General features: G+C 70.7%; 8 protein-coding genes. 4 read left to right on the forward strand and 4 right to left on the reverse strand.

Going from position 1 to position 17,432, the window contains the following annotated elements; genetic code table 11:
* Window positions 1-115: 115 nt before the first annotated feature.
* The 4 genes from ODI_RS04040 (at window position 116) to ODI_RS04055 (ending at window position 13,722) form a co-directional block, all read left to right on the forward strand.
* Entirely contained in the window at window positions 116-886 is a 771-nt protein-coding gene (locus tag ODI_RS04040) for an STN domain-containing protein (RefSeq protein WP_157929714.1), read from the forward strand.
* The gene (locus ODI_RS04045; RefSeq protein WP_067752365.1) at window positions 883-1,401 is read left to right on the forward strand and encodes an RNA polymerase sigma factor; all 519 of its coding nucleotides are present in this window, start codon (window positions 883-885) and stop codon (window positions 1,399-1,401) included. Before ODI_RS04040 ends, ODI_RS04045 begins: the two co-directional genes overlap by 4 nt.
* Window positions 1,398-2,369, forward strand: a complete 972-nt coding sequence (locus ODI_RS04050; RefSeq protein WP_082985255.1) for a FecR family protein — start codon at window positions 1,398-1,400, stop codon at window positions 2,367-2,369. The genes ODI_RS04045 and ODI_RS04050 overlap by 4 nt, the downstream gene beginning before the upstream one ends.
* Before the next feature lie 145 nt (window positions 2,370-2,514).
* Complete coding sequence (locus ODI_RS04055; RefSeq protein ID WP_098020836.1) at window positions 2,515-13,722, forward strand: filamentous haemagglutinin family protein; 11,208 nt, start codon at window positions 2,515-2,517, stop codon at window positions 13,720-13,722.
* A 28-nt stretch (window positions 13,723-13,750) separates the two neighbouring features.
* On the opposite strand, the gene ODI_RS04060 is transcribed toward ODI_RS04055, so the two are convergent.
* The 4 genes from ODI_RS04060 to ODI_RS04075 are packed head-to-tail and all read right to left on the reverse strand — an operon-like array spanning window position 13,751 to window position 17,411.
* A complete protein-coding gene (locus tag ODI_RS04060; protein ID WP_067752257.1) occupies window positions 13,751-14,668 on the reverse strand; it encodes a DMT family transporter in 918 nt (305 codons plus the stop codon).
* A 33-nt stretch (window positions 14,669-14,701) separates the two neighbouring features.
* On the reverse strand, window positions 14,702-15,610 hold the full coding sequence (locus ODI_RS04065; protein ID WP_067752254.1) for an aldose 1-epimerase: 909 nt from the start codon (window positions 15,608-15,610) through the stop codon (window positions 14,702-14,704).
* Window positions 15,607-16,887 carry a TRAP transporter large permease gene (locus ODI_RS04070; protein ID WP_067752251.1) on the reverse strand — a complete coding sequence of 427 codons (1,281 nt, stop codon included), beginning with the start codon at window positions 16,885-16,887 and terminating at the stop codon, window positions 15,607-15,609. The genes ODI_RS04065 and ODI_RS04070 overlap by 4 nt, the downstream gene beginning before the upstream one ends.
* Entirely contained in the window at window positions 16,887-17,411 is a 525-nt protein-coding gene (locus tag ODI_RS04075; RefSeq protein ID WP_067752248.1) for a TRAP transporter small permease, read from the reverse strand. The genes ODI_RS04070 and ODI_RS04075 overlap by 1 nt, the downstream gene beginning before the upstream one ends.
* Window positions 17,412-17,432: the final 21 nt, after the last annotated feature.

Genomic DNA, 17,432 nt, shown 5'->3' on the forward strand with positions numbered 1-17,432 from the left:
GGAGGGTAGTCGGCCCGCGCAGGCGGCCCGCCGGATGTCACGGGACTGTCAACACGCTGGGGTAGGCTGGCGCCCTTCGCCGGACGCTCTGCCTGCGTCCTTTCCCGCCCTGTCCGTGCATGTCCCACGCCTCTCCTTCCGCGCCGATCCGCGTGTCGCCCGCAAGCCTGCGGTGGCGAGGCTGATCGCCATGCTGGTCCTGGCAGGCGCCGCATGGAGCGTCCTGGGCGCGTCTCAGCCGGGTCAGGCCGCGGCCCTCGCCCAGGCCGTGGACGACGCGCAGGCCTTCGAGCTGCCCAGCCTGCCCCTGCACGAGGCGCTCGAGGCGTATAGCCGGCAGACGCGGCGCTCGGTGCTCTACGACACGGCATTGGCCGCCACGCGCCGTTCCGCGCCGCTGCATGGCCGCTATACGCCGGAGGCGGCCTTGCGCGGCTTGCTGGCCGGCACGGGGCTGGTGTCCCGGAACACCTCCTCCCGTTCCTTCATGCTGGTACCGGTGCCCGCCGCGCCAGCCGAGGAGGCGGAGGCTTCCCGTCCGACGGTCCGTCCCGCGGTCGATGCCTATGCCGCGCGCGTGCGCCGCCGCGTGATGGGGGCGCTGTGCGCCGATCCCGCGTTGCAGACTGGGGATTACCGCCTGCTGCTGCGGTTCCGGATCGACAGCCGCCAGCGCATCGACGCCTTGCAGATCGTCGCGACGGGCCGGCCCGAGCAGGAACCCGGCATCCGTGCGGCGTTGACGAATCTTTCCCTGGGGTCGGCGCCTCCCGCGGGTTATGGGCAGCCGACGCTGTTGCTGCTGACACCCGCGTCGGCCCGCCGGCATGGCGGTTGTCCGCGGCGGCGCCGGCGCTCGGCCCGCCCTGCCTGGAGACGCGCATGAGCGGCGGAAAGGGATTGGTGGAACTGCGCCGCGTGCTGACCGAGCGCTACGCCTCGCTGCGCAGCCAGGTGGCGCGGCGCCTGGGCGGACCGGAAGAGCTCGCGGAAGACGCCTTGCATGACGCCTATGTGCGGCTGGCCGGCAAGGAAGGGTTCGAGAACGTCGCCCATCCGCAAAGCTATCTGGTGAGCACGGCCGTGCATGCCGCCATCGATCGCCTGCGTGGGGACCATCGCCTGTTGAGCGAGGCGGAGGTGGCGGATTTCTTCGACGTGGCCGACCACGCGGCCGGGCCGGACCAGACGGCGCACGCGCGCCACGATCTGGCCCGGATGTTCGCGGTCCTGGACGGCTTGCCGGCGCGGCAGCGCGACATCCTGGTGTCTGCCCGGGTGCACGAGGTGCCGCGTGCTGAACTGGCGCGCCGCTGGGGCATCTCGCTGGCCATGGTCGGACGCGAGTTGCAGGCCGCGCATCGGCATTGCGCGCGTGCCATGGACGAGGAACAGGAATGATGGGCGCGAAGCGCGACGACCTCGCCGGCGCAGGCGCCCTCCAGGCCCAGGCCCATGACTGGGCGGCGCGCCTGGCCAGCGGCAATGCGACGCGCCAGGATGGCGAGTCGTTCCGGCGCTGGCGTGCGCAAAGCCCTGCGCACGAGCAGGCGTGGAAACACGCCGCGCAGACCTGGCGCGAACTGGGCGGTGTGACCCGGGCCTATGCGGCGCATGCGCCCGCCGTTGCACGCCCCGCGCGTCCGACCCGCCGCCAGGTGCTGGGGCTGGCCGCGACGGCTGCCGGGGCGGTGGGGGCAGTGGGACTCGTGCGCCCGCCGCTGGGCCTGTGGGAGCCCTGGCGCGACCTGGATGCGGACTATCGCACCGCGACCGGTGAGCGGCGCGACCTGGACGTCGTGGCCCAGGCGAGCGTGATGCTCAATACGCAGAGCAGCCTGTCGGTGGACATGGCGGGCGATGCGCCCCGCCTGGCCCTGTTGCGCGGCGAAGCCGCCGTGACAGCTCGCCGCGCGGCGCCGCTGGACGTGGTGGCGGGCGCGGGCCGCGTGCGCCTGACGCACGGCGATATCGAACTGCGCTGCTTGCGGGATGGCGCGGTGCGCTTGCGCTGCAATGCCGGGGGGGCCGAGTTGCGCCATGGCGAACGGGTGCTGCAGGTGCCGGCGCGGCACGAGGTGGCCTATGACGCGCGGCAGCTGGGCGTGCTGCGGCCCTATCCCTCGGCAGGCGCTCAGGCCGATTGGCGGCGCGGCATGCTGGTGTTCCACGATCTGCCGCTGGCCGAGGCCATCGAAGAGATCAACCGCTACCGGCCTGGGCGGGTCGTCCTGCTGGATGAAAGCCAGGCGGCGCGGCGAATCAGCGCGAACTTCGAGATCGCCGCGCTGGACGAGGCCGTGGCCCAGATCCAGTCGCTGTACCACCTGCCCATGCGCCGCATGGGCAGGGTGGTGTTCCTGGGCTGAGTCATCCATGCCGGGCGGCAAGGTGTCATAAAAAATTCATGGCGTTGCCGGTAGCGATCGGCGCCGCGTGATCCGACTAGATAGCAGGGAGCCTGCCGCGACACGGCGGCTCCAGCCACTGCTCAGCCCAGGATTCCAAGCCGCCATGACGTCCTTAGTTCCCCCCTCGTGTTCCCCGCATTCCCGCCTGCGTTCGCGCCGTGCGCCCCACGCTGGCGCCAGCGTGCCGGGTCCGGCGCTGACGCCGCTGGCGACCGTCCTGGCTGCGCTGCTGATGGGCGGTGCGCCCGATGCCCATGCCAGCGGCAACTGGTTCGCGGCGCAACGTGGCAATGTCGAGGGCGCTGCGCGTCCCGCCGTGCGCGTGCCGGCCGTGGGCACGCCGCAGGCGCGTGCCCAGACGCAACAGGCCCGCCGGCAGATGGAGAACCTGGCGCGGAGCGCCCAGGCCATCGCCGCCCAGAATGCCGCGCAGGACGCGGCGCGGCGTGCCGCGCTGGCAGCCAACGGCGACATCCCGGATGGCTTGGCGCGCGGGGGGCTGGCGGTGGACACCGCATCCGCCACGGCGGGTTGGGCAGGCGCCCTGGCGCCTCGCCAGTCCACCACGAGCGGACGCACCGAGGTCGTGGTCGAACAGGTGGAGTCCAAGGCCATCCTGAACTGGGAGTCCTTCAACGTCGGGCGCAACACCACCGTCCATTTCGACCAGCGCGCAGGCACGGCGGCCAGTGGCGCCAACGATTGGGTGGTGCTCAACCGCATCAATGATCCGAGCGGCCGGCCCAGCCGCATCGCGGGACAGATCCGCGCCGAGGGTGCGGTCTATCTGGTCAACCGCAATGGCGTCATTTTCCATGGCAGCAGCCAGGTCAACGCGCGCAACCTGGTGGCGGCCAGCCTCAAGCTGAGCGACGAGCAGTTCCGCAAGGGCATCAATTCGCCCAGCAACCATGACCTGGGCGCGGGAACGGGATACGCCATTCCCACCTTCGGCGAGCATGCGGGCGAGGCCATCTCGCCTTTTGGCACCGCGCCCTCGTTCGAGCCGGGGGCCGCGCCCGCGCCCGTGGAGGTGGAAGCCGGCGCCCGGCTGGAGGCCCACGCGGGCGGCAAGATCATGCTGTTCGCGCCGAAGGTGCTCAACGCGGGCGGGCTGGCCGCGCCGGACGGCCAGGTGATCCTGGCGGCGGGCGAGAACATATTCCTGAAAACCATTACGTCTGTCAGCAACGAAGGCACGCCCAATGAGGTGCGGGGGCTGGACGTGGCGGTGTCCTCGCCGTATCCGCGCAATCTCACCTATTACCAGCTCACCGGCCATTTCATGAGCCAGCCGCGGGCCGAGATCCGCGAGCGGGTGCTGGACGTGATGGACGCGCGCGCCCGCGAGGTGGGCTATGAAGTCCGCAACGACGGCGTGGTGAGCGCCGAGCGCGGCAACATCACCGTGCACGGCCTGGACGTCACGCAACGCGGTGTGCTGCACGCCAGCACGGCCTTGAACAACCGCAATGGCTCCATCCACCTGAGGGCTTGGGGCCAGGGCATGATGTCCTTCGCGGACTCGACCAACGAGATGCGCTCCTGGAGCTCGGGCACGCTGACGCTGGGGGCGGGCAGCGTCACGCAGGTCCTGCCCGACGCCGGCGATACGAGCGAGATCGAGGCCGCGGCGCTGGCCACCCGCTATGTGCCGGGCAGCGTGCGCCTGTACGGCAAGCTGGTGTCCTTCGAGGGCGCGGCGACCGTGCGTGTGCCGGCGGGCACGATCGACGTGCAGGCCTCGGGCAATGCGCTGGGCATTCAGGAATCCGCCCGCGGCCTGCGCGATGGCAGCGCCCGGGGCGGCCGCATCTACCTGGCCGATCAGGCGTTCCTGAGCACCGCCGGCCTGCAGGAAGTGGGCGTGCCGATGGCGCGCAATTTCGTGGCGGTGGAGTTGCGCATCAACGAATTGCGGGACTCCCCGATGCAGCGCGACGGCTGGCTGCGCGGACAGAAGCTCGTGGTGGACCGTCGCGTGGCGGGCAGTCATGGCGCCGGCCCGATGTCGGGTGTCGAGTGGATCATGGGCGACGATGGCGTCGCGGTGCCGGGCGCCTGGGTAGGCACGCCGCTGGCCGATGTGTCGGGGTGGGTGGGGGTCGGCAAGACGGACCTGGCCGAGCTGTCCACGCGGGGCGGTGGCATCTCGCTGGTGAATGCCGAGGGCGACATCATCACCCGCGCGGGCGCGCTCCTGGACGTAGCGGGCGGTTCCGTGCGCTATGGCGATGGCCTGAACACCGCCAGCCGTCTGCTGGGCAGCGATGGGCGCATCCATGAAATCGGCGCCGCGCCGCTCGACGTCTCGTATATCGGCCTGGCGGGCAGCTACGCCGTGGCGCATGGCCGCTGGGGCGTGACGCGGCGCTGGTTCGACCCGCTGCAAGGCGGTCGTGCCCTGCACGAGCCGGGCTACCTGGAAGGCCGTGCGGCGGGCGAGATCGAGATCAAGGCGGGGGCGGGCCTGGTGCTGGATGGCGACATCTGGGCCGGGCGCCTGCCCGAGGGCCGCACGCCGGGCCGCGTGCCGGTCGCGGGCGGGACGCTGACCATCGGCGGCGGTTCGTTCAACGATACCAGCTGGTCGATGAGCAGCCTGGTGCTGTCCGCGGGCGAGCGCGGGCTGCTGCCGGCTTCCTTCGGCATCGACACCGTCCTGGACAAGGACCGCTCCGATCCCCTCGCGAAGGATGAGATGGGCCAGACGAGGCCCACCAAGCGGACGTATCTGTCGGATGCGATGCTGAATGCCTCAGGGCTGGGCGAGATGAACCTGAACGTGACGCGTGACGTGGTCATGGACGCGGACGCACGCCTCGTGCTGGCGCCGGGGGCGGCGCTGAACCTGAGGGCGGTGGAAGGCTCCTCGGTCGACATGAAGGTGGATGGCCAGGTCCGCGCGCCGGGCGGCACGCTGATCGTCGAGACCCGGGGCGGCACGTTGCAGATGGGCGCGCGAAGCGTGCTGGATGTCTCGGGCAGTTGGCTCAATGACAGTCAGGACGGCCAGCGGGCCGAGGCAACGGCGATTGATGGCGGCACCATTGCATTGCTGCAGCTAAGCGTCGAGGGCGGTGACTTGCGGGTCGAGGCCGGCGCCCGGCTGGATGTGTCGGGGGGCGGACAGGTCCGTGTCGGCAGCCGTGGCCGTGCGGCGTTGACGGCGGGCGATGCGGGCGTCCTGCGCGTGGGCCAGCTGGATGCGCTGAGCGGGCTGCAAGGCCTGGATCTGCGTGCCTATGCGGCGGGCGAAGGGGGCGTGTTGGCCCTGGGCATCGGGGCGAACGTGCAGCTCGGCGGCGACCCGAGCGGGGCGGGGCCGGGCACGGTGGTGCTGCCGGCATCCTTGTATGGCGACCGCGGTTTCCACACGCTGGACGTCGCTGGGTTCGGAGATGGCACGATCACGCTTCCCGCGGGCGTGCAGTTGACACACCGCCGCGTGGCCGTCAACGTCGAGGATGGCGGCTATGCCAGCCTGCCGACGGGCGCCGCCATCACCGAGGCGGGGGGCCTGACCACGGGCCGCCCGGACCAGCAGTTGGCCTGGGCCCCGGGCGGCCTGTCGCTCAGCGCCCAGCGGGTGGAAATCGGCGAAGGCGCGCTGCTGCGCCTGGCGCCGCGCGCCAGCCTGGACCTGGGCAGCACGGTCGAATCCATCGACACGCTTGTGTTGCGCGGCACGCTGGATGCGCCGGCCGGACGCATCACGGTCCACGCCAGGCAAACCGACATGCACGCGGGCGCCAGCCTGCTGGCGCGGGGCGTCGCGTTGATCCACCGGGACGCGAGCGGCTTGCGGGGCGGCAAGGTGCTGCCGGGCGGCGACATCACCCTCTATGGTGAGCTCGCGATGCCGCGCGGTGCGCTGATCGACGTATCGGGCGCGGAGGGCGAGATCGACGCCGTGCGCGCCAACGGCTTCACGGCGTCGCGCCAGACCCTGCGCTGGCCCAGCGATGCGGGACGCATCCGCATCAGCGGCGTGGGCACGCTGGAGGGGACATTCCTGGGGCAGGCCGGTGGCCCGGGCGCGGCGGGGGGCGGGCTGGAGATCGGCTATGCCGCGCCTGCCGGCAACGGCCCCGCTCCCATCGAACAGATCAAGGAGACGCTGAAGTGGCTGGACCCGGATTGCTACGGGCTGGCGGGCAACGGCGTCTGCGACTACGCCGATTGGCGCGAGGCCCTGGGCGTGGACTACGCGCCGGCCTTCAGTTGGGCGCTGCCGCCGGGTATGACGATGATCCTGCCGCTGGAGCTGGAAAGCCTGCTGGGTGGCGGCTCCAGCCATGCGATGATGATTTCGGATCGGGCGGCGGGCGCGGGCCCTGCGCCGCAGCCCGTGAATCCGGTGGATTACGGCCTGACGCCCGACGTGCTGGATGCCTTCCGCGACAACGTGTTCTACACCGATGTGCTGCGGGACGGCCTGGCCGCGCCGGGGCGTCCTTATGCGCTGGTGCTGCGGCCGGGCGCCTTGGCGAGCGGCGGTTTCGCGGACCTGTCCGTGTCGTCGTCGCAGTCCGCGATCCAGCTCGACGGCGTGGCGCTGTCGCTGGGCCGCTCGATCTCGCTGCACGGCGTGGTGGCCGGCATGAACGGCACCGACTCCCGCCTGTCGGCGCCCATGATCTCGCTGGGACTGGCCGCGCCTGACAGCACCGCGCCCGCCCGTGCGGAGACGGGACTGGCGGGCCGTTTGTCGCTGGATGCGCAAGTGATCGAGGTGCGGGGCGGCGTCAACCGGTCGGGCGGCGCGCGCATCACCGGCTATGCAGAATCGCGCTTGCGCGCGGACGCCATCCGCTACGTGGGCACGCCGCTGGAAACGGCGCTGATGGACGTGGACGGCACGCTGCAACTGGCCGCGGGCGTCGTCCACGCCGATAGCGGCGTGCAGGTCGAGGTGCGCGCGGGCGATGCCATCCAGGTCACGCGTGCCGGCGCCGAAGGCGGCGCGCCGTTGTCGGCGGGCAGTTCCCTGACGCTGCGCGCTCCCGTGATCGAGCAGAACGGCGTGCTGCGCGCGCCGCATGGACAGATCGTGCTGGAGGCCTCTGAGCGGCTGGTGCTGGGGCCGGACAGCCTGACCTCGGTGTCGGGCGCCGGCGTCCATACCTTGTACGGCACGCTGCGCAATGGCGAGCAGTGGCTGGACCCGACCCGCCAGATCCTGGACGAGTCCAATCCCCTGGATGGCCTGCTGCTGGCCCCGCCCGAGAAGCGCATCCTGCTGCAGGCGCCCGACGTGGCGCTGGCGCCGGGCGGCCGCGTGGACATCGCGGGCGGCGGCGATCTGCAGGCCTGGGAATTCGTGCCGGGCCCGGGCGGTTCGCATGACGTGCTGGCGCGGCCCGGCACCTATGCCATCCTGCCTCAGGGGCCACGATACGCGCCCGTGCCGGGAACGGACTCGGCCGAGCAACTGTGGCTGCCCGGCGGGCCGGGCCTGGCCGCGGGCTGGTACACCCTGCTGCCGGCGCGTTATGCCTTGCTGCCGGGCGCGTATGCCGTGCGGGTGGCGGGCGATGCCCCGCTGGGCGTCGCGGCAGCCGGTGGGGTGGCCCGCCTGGCGGATGGCAGCCTCGTCATGGCGGGGCGGCGCGGCAATGGCCTGGATGGCTCCTTCGCCTTCCAGGAACAGGCCTGGCAGATCATGCCCGGCGCCATGGTGCGCGCCTACACCGAGTACAACGAGGCGGGCGCCAATGATTATTTCTCCTCGCAAGCCTTCAAGCTCACCCGCTACCGCCAGTCGGGCGTGAACATCGTCACGCCCCGCCTGCCGCGTGATGGCGGCTCGGTGGTGTTCGACGCGCGCCAGTCGCTGACGCTGGATGGCAGCCTGCATTCGGTTGCGGCGCCGGGCGGACGCGGCGGCCTGGTCGACATTGCCGGCAGCAAGATCGCGCTGGTGGGTGCGGGGCAGGACGCTGCCGACCTGCGCGCCGACGGTTTCCTGCTGCTCGACACCGGCAGGCTGTCGAATTTCGGCGCGGGCAGCCTGTTGGTGGGCGGCACGCGCCGCGGGGGCGAGCTGGGCCTGAACGTGTCGGTCACCGCCACCGACCTGGTGGTGCGCAATGGCACCGACAGCGTGTTGTGGGGACCGGAGATCCTGCTGGCGGCCAGCGAGCAGCTCAACATCGAGGCGGGCAGCCAGGTCGAGGCGCGCGGAACCTTGGCCGCTGACGCGACCGACCTGGTGCTGCTGCCGCAACAGGCGGCCCAATATGACGATGGCGGTACGCCGGGTTTGCCCGAGGACGACACGCTGTTGGCGCCCGCGCGCGACTGGGGGGCCCTGCTGCGTGTCTCGAACGGTGCGCCGAGCCGGGTGCTGCGCGAGGGCGTGGACAGCAGCGGCATGGGCGGCTGGGTACGCATCGGCGCGCGCGCGCGCCTGGCCGGCGGCGAAGCCTTGCTGATCGACGCGACCCGCCGCACCGACATGGCGCCTTCAGCCATCCTGTCCGCTCGGGCGCTGACGGTCTCGGCGGGACGGGTGGGTTTCGGCGGCGGCGAAGGCCTGGTGCTGGACGCCGATGCGCTGGCCCAACTGTCGGACACGCGCAGCCTGACGCTGCGCAGCTACACGGGCTTCGATTTCCACCAGTCCGTCGATCTGCTGGCGGCGGGGCTGCACACCGTCACCTTCGATGGCGCGGGTTTTGCGGGCCATGGCGGCCAGACCGTGTCGCTGCGCGGCGCGCGCGTCACCCTGGCCAACAGCACGGGGGCCACCGCGCCGCTGGGCACGGGGCAGGGCACGTTGGCTGTCGTGGCCGACAGGCTGGTGCTCGGCGAGGGGACCAAGACGCTGTCCGGCTTCGGCGAGGTGCTGTTGCAGGGCGAAGAGGACATCCTCGGCAGCGGCCAGGGCACGCTGGACGCGGGTAGCGCGAACGTCGTGCTGCGTGCGCCGGTACTGGTGGGCGAGGATGCCGCCGCCATGTCCTTGCGCACGGCAGGCAAGCTGGTTCTGGCGGCCAGCGAAGCCGTGCCGGTGGACGGCGGCGGTCTGGGCGCGCGCCTGTCGCTCTCGGGCGCCCAATTGCACGTGGATGGCCGGATCGTCGCGCGCGGCGGTGCGATCACGCTGGCCGCCTCGGCGGGCGACCTGCTGCTGGGCGACGGCGCGCTGCTGGACGTCCGGGGCATGGGCAAGGTGTTCCACGATCTGGTCGAATACGTGGACGCCGGGCAGATCTCGCTGACCTCGGTGGGCGGGGCCGTCCGTCTGGCCGCGGGCAGCGTGGCCGACCTGTCGGGCGATGCCACGGGCGCCAGTGCGGGCACGCTCGCCATGGTGGCTGACCAGGGTGTCACGCTGGAGGGCGTGTTGCACGCCCAGGCCGGCCTGGGTGGCCTGGGCGGCGCATTGACGCTGGATATTGATCGCCTGCCTGACTATGCCACGCTGGCGCAGCGGCTGAACGACGCCGGCTTCTCGCGTGCGCGCCACCTGCGTGTCCGCGACGGCGACGTTCGTGTCGATGGCCTGACGCAAGTGCGCGACTTTTCCCTGCAGGCCGATCGCGGCGTCATTCGCGTGGACGGGATGATCGATGCGCGTTCGCCTTACGGCGGCAAGGTGCGTCTCGTCGGTGGCGGCGGATTCGCGATGACCTCCGCCGGCAGCATCCTGGCGGGGGCGACCGAGGCCGTGGGCAGCGGACGCGTGACGCTGGAAGCGGCGGGCGGCCGGGTGGATATCGCGGGCGGGCTGGTGGACGTGGGGGGCGGCGACGGCGGCCGGGTGCGCATCAGCGCGCTGCGCATGCCGGGCAACCTGGACCTGGCGGTCGATCGCCTGCAACTGGATGTGCGGGGTGATCGTGCCCGGGTGCTGGAAGGCTTGCAGCGCTACGAGACCAGCGACGTGGACGCCGCGCGCGCCCAGGCGGTGGCCGAGGCCTCGGCTTTCGGCGCGCAGGGCGGCGCCATCGCCAGCCGCCTGGGCGGCGCGAGCGGCTTTGCCATCATGCCGGCCATCGAGCTGGCCAGCCAGGGCGACCTGACCTTGTCGTCCGATTGGAACCTGCATGCCGACTTCCCTGCGTTGCGCCTGGGCAGCCTGACGCTGCGGGCGGCGGGCGACCTGCGCCTGCTGGGCCACCTGAGCGATGGCTTCGACCTGGCAGGCCGCGACGGCGCGCTGCAAGGCGGAGAGTCGTGGGACCTGAGCCTGGTCGCGGGCGCGGATCTTGCCGCCATCGACCGCCTGGCCTTGCGGCCCGCTGCCGCGCTGCCCGCGGGCAGTGGCAGCGTGGTGCTGGGCACGCCCGATACGGATCCCGATGCGTCGGTGGATACCGGCACCGGCATTCACGCCCGTACCGGTACGGGTGACCTGTTCGTGCGGGCGGGCCGCGACGTGACGTTGGCACACAAGGCATCGGTGCTGTACACGGCAGGCCGGCGGGATGCGGATGCGACCCTGGGCGGCGTGTTCACGACGGCCCGGGCCGACGCGGTCTATGCCATCGAGGGCGGCAATCTCGACATCTCCGCGCAAGGCAGTATCAGCGCGCAGCCTTCCGGGCAGCGCTTTGTCGAATGGCTGAACCGTCAGGGCAACGTGAACAAGCTGCTGTACTTCGGCACCTACGATGTGGGCGAGGGCAGCTACGACGAGAACTGGAACTGGGTGCCGGCCCTGCGCCCGCCCGAACAGTCCAGTTGGTGGGTCCGCCACGGCGCCTTCCAGCAGGGCGTGGGCGCCCTGGGCGGCGGCAACGTTTCGGTCAGCGCGGGCGCGGACCTGGTGAACCTGCTGGTCGTGCAGCCCACCAACATGCGCCTGGGCGGTGGCCTGGCGCTGGGCCAGGCGATGACCCAGCATCTGCGCAACGGCGGCGCCTTCGAGGTCGAGGCCGGCGGCGCCATCCTGGGCGGGCAGTACTACGTGGCGCGCGGCGCCGGCCGCATCACGGCCGCGCGTACCGGCGTGGGCCACAGCGTGGCGGTCACGGTCGAGGACTGGCCGTCGCGCGTCCACAAGCTGGATCTCGCGCCGGTGCTGGCCCTGGGCGACGCGACGCTGAGCCTGCGAACGGCGGGCGATCTCGTGCTGCAGACGGTGGTCGATCCCTTGATGGTGCGTTACGGGCCGGATGGCCTGGGCGAGATCACGCGGCACCACGGTGCGAAGATGAACGGCTACACCGCGCGCTCGGCGCTGGAGCTCGTCTCGACGGGTGGCAACGTGACGCTGACCAACCAGGCGGACTTCATCTTCCGCGATGTGACCTTGACCACGGCCACGACCGAACAGGACTTCCTGATCGGGGACGGCGGCAACCTGTTCCCGGCGCGCCTGCGGGTGAGCGCGCTCAATGGCGACCTTTCCCTGCAAGGGCCGCTGAAGATGGCGCCCGGCGTGGTCAATGACCTGCGCATCGCGGTGGGGGGCGATCTCGATTTCTCGACCGTGCTGATCGACCGCCTCTCGCGTGACGCGCAACGCATGGGCCTCAAGGTGCCCGGCATCTATATGGCCTACACGCCCCTGGCGTTGATGCCCTCGCCCTATGCGCCGACGCATGAACAGGGGGAGCATCAACTCGGGCCCATCGACGATATCCTGCGCAATCCGATACAGCCGAATGACCTGGCGGCCCGCAATCCGGACGTGCTGGATCTGCGCGACGACATGGACGCCAGCCGCGTGTACGCACAAGGCTCCATCACGGGGCTCAGGATGCGCGCCAACGAACAGACCTGGGTGCGTGCGGGCGTGGACATCCGCGGCATCGAGCTGCTTGGCCGCAACCTGCGCGCGACCGACGTGACGCTGCTGGAGGCCGGCAACGACATCCTGCATCTGCGCACGGACCTGAATCCCTATGCGGTCAACGACATCGAGATCCAGGGGCCGGGGCTGCTGGTGATGGCCGCCGGCCGGGACATCTACGCGAACGCGTTGCGGGTGGTCACACTGGGTCATCACGAGGCTTACGACACCAATAACCGCCCCGTGCCGGGCCGCAAGGTGAATGGCTTGCCCGAGCAGGGTGCCGGCATCACCCTGATGGCGGGGCTGGCGGGTGCCGCGGATTACGCTGCCTTCGAGTCGGCCTACCTGGATCCGGCTCGGGTGGCGGCGATGCCGGATTACCTGACCGGGACCGGGCCGGAGGGCACGCGCCTGCCGATCTACCTCAGCGACCTGGTGCAGACGCGCGCGGATGGCTTTGCCAAGACCGTCAGGCGCGGGCTGGTGTCGTACATGGAGACCCTGACCGGCGAGCGTCTGGCGCCGATGGACGCCTGGGCGCGGTATCAGGCCTTGCCGGCGCTGGCGCGCGAAGCCTTCCTGCGGCAGGCCTTCCTGCTGGAGCTGCGCGATGCGGGCCGCGACCAGAACGAGCCCGGCGTGGACGAGCTGCCGCGCAACGGCGGCTACAACCGCGGCCACGCCGCCGTCCGCACCCTGTTCCCCGGGGACGCGTGGCGGGGCGACATCACCGCGAACAACCTGATGGTGCGCACTTACCTGGGCGGCGACATCAATGTCTTCACGCCAGGCGGCGGCCTGCAGGTGGCCGCGCTGGGCGCCGAGGTGCCAGCGGGTTTCGGCCTGGTGACGCTGGCATCGGGCCACATCAATGTGTTCGCACGCGACGACATCACGATCAACCGGTCGCGCCTGCTGTCCTTCGTGCCGGAGGCCACGCGCCAGGGCAGCGACCAGATCCTCTGGTCCACGCGCGGCGACATCGATGCCGGGCGCGGCGCCAAGACCGTGCGCGTGCCGTCCTCGCCCGAGGTGCTGACCGATGAGGACGCCAACACCGTGGTGCGCGAGCGCGCCGACATGAGCGGCAGCGGCATCGGCACGGTCGGGGATGGCGACGTGGACATGGTGGCGCCGGAAGGCACCGTGAATGCGGGCGACGCCGGCATCCGCGTGGCGGGCAACCTGAACATCGCCGCCTTGCAGGTGCTGAATGCCGCCAACATCGAGGTCCAGGGCGAAAGCAAGGGCGTGCCGCTGGCGGTCGTGGTGGATACCGGGGCGTTGACCTCGGCCAGTGCCGCCTCCTCGTCGGCGGCCAGCGCCGCGCAGGAGTCGGTGCAGCGTCAGCGCAGGGAAGCGCGCCGCAATCTGCCTTCCATCATCAGCGTGCAGATCCTGGGTTTCGGCGATGCGCCCGCTGGCGAGGAGGCGCGCCGGCCGGGCGAGCGGCACTCATCGGCGCCGCCCGACGGCATGATGGAAACCCTGGCGGCGGGCAAGCTGTCGGCAAGCGCGCGGGCGCGGTTGACGGAAGAGGAAGCCCGCCAGATGGGGCTGTAAGCAGGACGAAGCCGGCGCGGCGCCGGCTTCAACGCTGCTTCGAATACGCCAGCAGGATGATCCCGCTCAGCACGATGGCCCCGCCCACCAGCTGTATCGGTTCCAGCGTTTGGCCCAGCAGGGCCCAGCCCATGAACAGCGTGGCGACCGGCTCGATGTTCATGACCGGCGCATTGCGCGCCATGTCCAGGCGCGGAATGGACACGAAGAGGATGGAAAAAGCGGTGGAATACAGCACGGCCAGCGCGGCAATGCCAAGCCAGCCCCGCAGGCTGTCGGGCGTGACCATGCCGCTGGGCAGCACGCCCGCGCTGCCCGCGCCGATCATGAGCGTGAACACGACCAGGATGGTGTAGAAGCTGCGCGTGGCGCCCGCCAGGGGCGCCAGCTTGTGCTCGGTGACCCACAGGCCCGAGGCGAAGGCGCAGGCGGCGGTCACCGCGCAGGCGATCCCCACGAGCCACTCCGGGCCCACGGCCTGGCCGGCCAGCTTGGCGGGGATGTCCAGCACCAGCAGCAGGCCGCACAGCGTGATGCTCATGATGAGCGCGGTGCGGCGGCTGGGCGGCTTGCCGCCCAATGCCCAGGTCAGCAGCGCCAGGATCACAGGGAATACGTTGGCCACCAGCAGCGCCACGGCCACGGGCACGCGGGCCACGGCGGAATAGAGGCACAGGCTCTGGATGGTGATGAGCACGCCGAGCAGTGCCTGCCACCGCCAGGTGCCCGGGGGCAGCCGCAGCGACTGGCGCTGCCACAGGACGACCGCGCCCAGCGCCAGCAGGCCCGTGCCCGAGCGCACCAGCACCGCCAGCAGCAGGCCCGTGCCTTCATCGAACGCGATGCGCGCGGCGACGTGGTTGCCGGCAAAGGTGCAGCCCACGGCAAGCAGCACGGCGATGGCGACATGACGGGGGAAGACGGCAGGCTTGGCGGCGTGTGACACGGAGGAAGATTCAGGATACTTGTTGTCGACAGACTATACGCCTGTCATGTGAGGCGCGGGCGTTTCCCGGTAGCGCAACTGCCAGCGCAGGGCGGCCTGCTGGCCCGAGGTCAACCATCGTAGCCCGGGACGGCCGGGCAGGTGATGCGCATCGATGGGGTGGCTGACGGGCTCGAAGCAGAAGAAGTCCCGGCCCGCCGGGCAATACAGCAGGTACAGGCCGCAGCCGGTGGCGCGTCCGGCCAGTGCATAGCCGTGGTCGGGTTGCGAGATCACGCACGTGCCATCCCACCCGTCGAAGGCGTGGTCGACGGGGGTGGCGGGCAGCGCACGGGCCTGCGGGAAGCGCCAGTCAGCGGGCACCGGCGTGAGCGCGTCAGGCAGCGCGCCGGGCTGGCCCTGCCAGACGGCTGTCGCGGGCGCGTGCAGCCGGGTCGCGGCGTTGCGAGGGAAGTAAGGGTGCAGGCCCAGCCCGTGCCAGTTGGGACGGTGGTCGTGATGCGTGACCACCAGCCGGCAGTCCAGGCATCCTTCGTCCAGCGTGATGCGCTGCTCGGCAACGTAGGCGAAGGGCGTGGCGCACGCGAGCCGCAAGTGCGCGTGGCGCGCGCCGTGCGAGACTACCTGCCACGCCTGCTGCCAGGCGGAACCGTGGATGGGGTGGGGGTCGTGCGAGGTGTTGGGCGCCAGCGCCTGCCACCCTTGCGGGGTCTCGTAGCCGCCTTGGCCGATGCGGTTGGACCAGGGCACGAGCGGATACTGCGCCAGGGTGCGCGGGCTGGCGTCCGAGGCGATGGCATCGCCGCCATCGCGCAGCAGCGGCAGCCCGTCGCGCAGCCGCCGCCAGCTGGCGATGGCCCCGCCCAGCGACGGCGCGAGCGCCAGCCGGGTGAGGCCGTCTTGCAGGACCAGCAGGGGCGTGCGCGGGACGTCGCGCGTCACAGCACCAGGCCGGGCAGCCACAGCGAGATGGCGGGGATGTAGGTGACCGCCATCAGCACCAGGAAGAGCGCCAGGTAGAAGGGCAGCAGCGCCTTGATGGTGGCTTCGATGCTGACCTTGCCCACCGCCGCGCCCACGAACAGCACGGCGCCCACCGGCGGCGTGATGAGCCCGATGCCCAGGTTCACCAGCATGATCATGCCGAAGTGCACCGGGTCGACGCCGATGCTGGTGACGACCGGCAGCAGGATGGGCGTGAGGATCAGGATGAGCGGCGCCATGTCCATCATCGTGCCCAGGATGAGCAGCATGATGTTGATGTACAGCAGGATCATGGTCGGGTTGTCCGACAGCGCCATGAAGGTGGCCGTGATCTGGGCCGGGATCTGCATCAGCGTGAGCATGTAGCCGAAGCTGGCCGCGAAGCCGATCAGCATCATCACGATGGAGACCGTGCGGATGGTGCGGTGCATGAGCTTGGGCAGGTCGCGCCAGCGGTAGTCGCGATAGATGAACATCGTCACGAAGAAGGCCCACAGCACAGCGATGGCGGCGGATTCGGTGGCGGTGAAGACACCGGAAAGAATGCCGCCCAGGATGATGACGAGCGTCATCAGCCCCCAGGTTGCCTCCACGCAGATCTTCAAGGCTTCGCGCAGCGGAATCACCTTGCCCTTGGGATAGTTGCGTCGCCGGGCGAATACCATGCACAGCGCCATGAGCGCCGCGCTCATCAACAGGCCGGGCAGGATGCCGGCCATGAAGAGCGCGGCAATCGACACCGAGCCGCCGGCCGCCAGCGAGTACAGCACCGAGTTGTGGCTGGGCGGCGTCAGCAGCGCCTGCACGGAGCCGCTGACGGTGACGGCGGTGGAGAATTCGCGCGGATAGCCTTTCTTCACCATCTCGGGGATCATCACCGAGCCCACGGAGGCCGTATCGGCCACGGACGAGCCGGAGATGGCGCCGAAGAAGGTCGAGGCCACGATGTTCACCAGCGAGAGGCCGCCACGCACGAAACCGACCAGCACGCCCGCGAAGGCGATGAGGCGGCGCGACATGCCGCCTTCGGCCATGATGGCGCCCGCCAGCACGAAGAAGGGAATGGCCAGCAGCGAGAACTTGCTGACGCCACCGGCCACCTGGATCATCATCGCGCTGAAGGGAATGTCGATCCAGAACGCGCCGATGAGCGCGGACAGGCCCAGCGCATAGGCCACGGGCATGCCGAGAACGATGAGCAGCAGGAAACTGCCGATGAGGACGAAGGCATCCATTATTCGACTCCCTCGGCTGCGGGGGCATCCAGCTGCATGATGGGGCGTTCATGCTGTTCGCCGAGCAGCATCCGTTCGATCACGAAGGCGAGCGTGACGGCCGCGCCGACGGGAATCGGCAGATAGGCCATGCCTGTGCGCAAGCCGGGCAGGGCACTGTTGAACTGGCCCCAGGTGGCCATGCACAGGTTGATGCCCCAGATCAGCATGAAGAGCGCCACGATGCCCATCAGCAATTGGATGAGCACGCCGCAGCCCTTGCTGAACGAGGCACCCAGCCGGGCGGTGAATATCGCCACGGCCATGTGCGCGTTGGCACGGTAGGCGGCCGCGGCGCCCAGGAAGGTGAAGACGGTGACGAGCAGCACCGCCACGGGTTCGGGCCAGCGCGAGCCCGTGCCCAGCACGTAGCGCGCGAAGATGCCCCAGGGAATGATGAGGGCGATCGCGGTCAGCGACAGGCCCGAAATCCAGATGCAGGCGTTGTACAACGCGTCGTTGGCGCGCAGGATCAGGTTCTTCATGAAGGCTCCGGACGCCGGCCG

Source organism: Orrella dioscoreae, assembly GCF_900089455.2.
Taxonomy (GTDB): domain Bacteria; phylum Pseudomonadota; class Gammaproteobacteria; order Burkholderiales; family Burkholderiaceae_B; genus Orrella; species Orrella dioscoreae.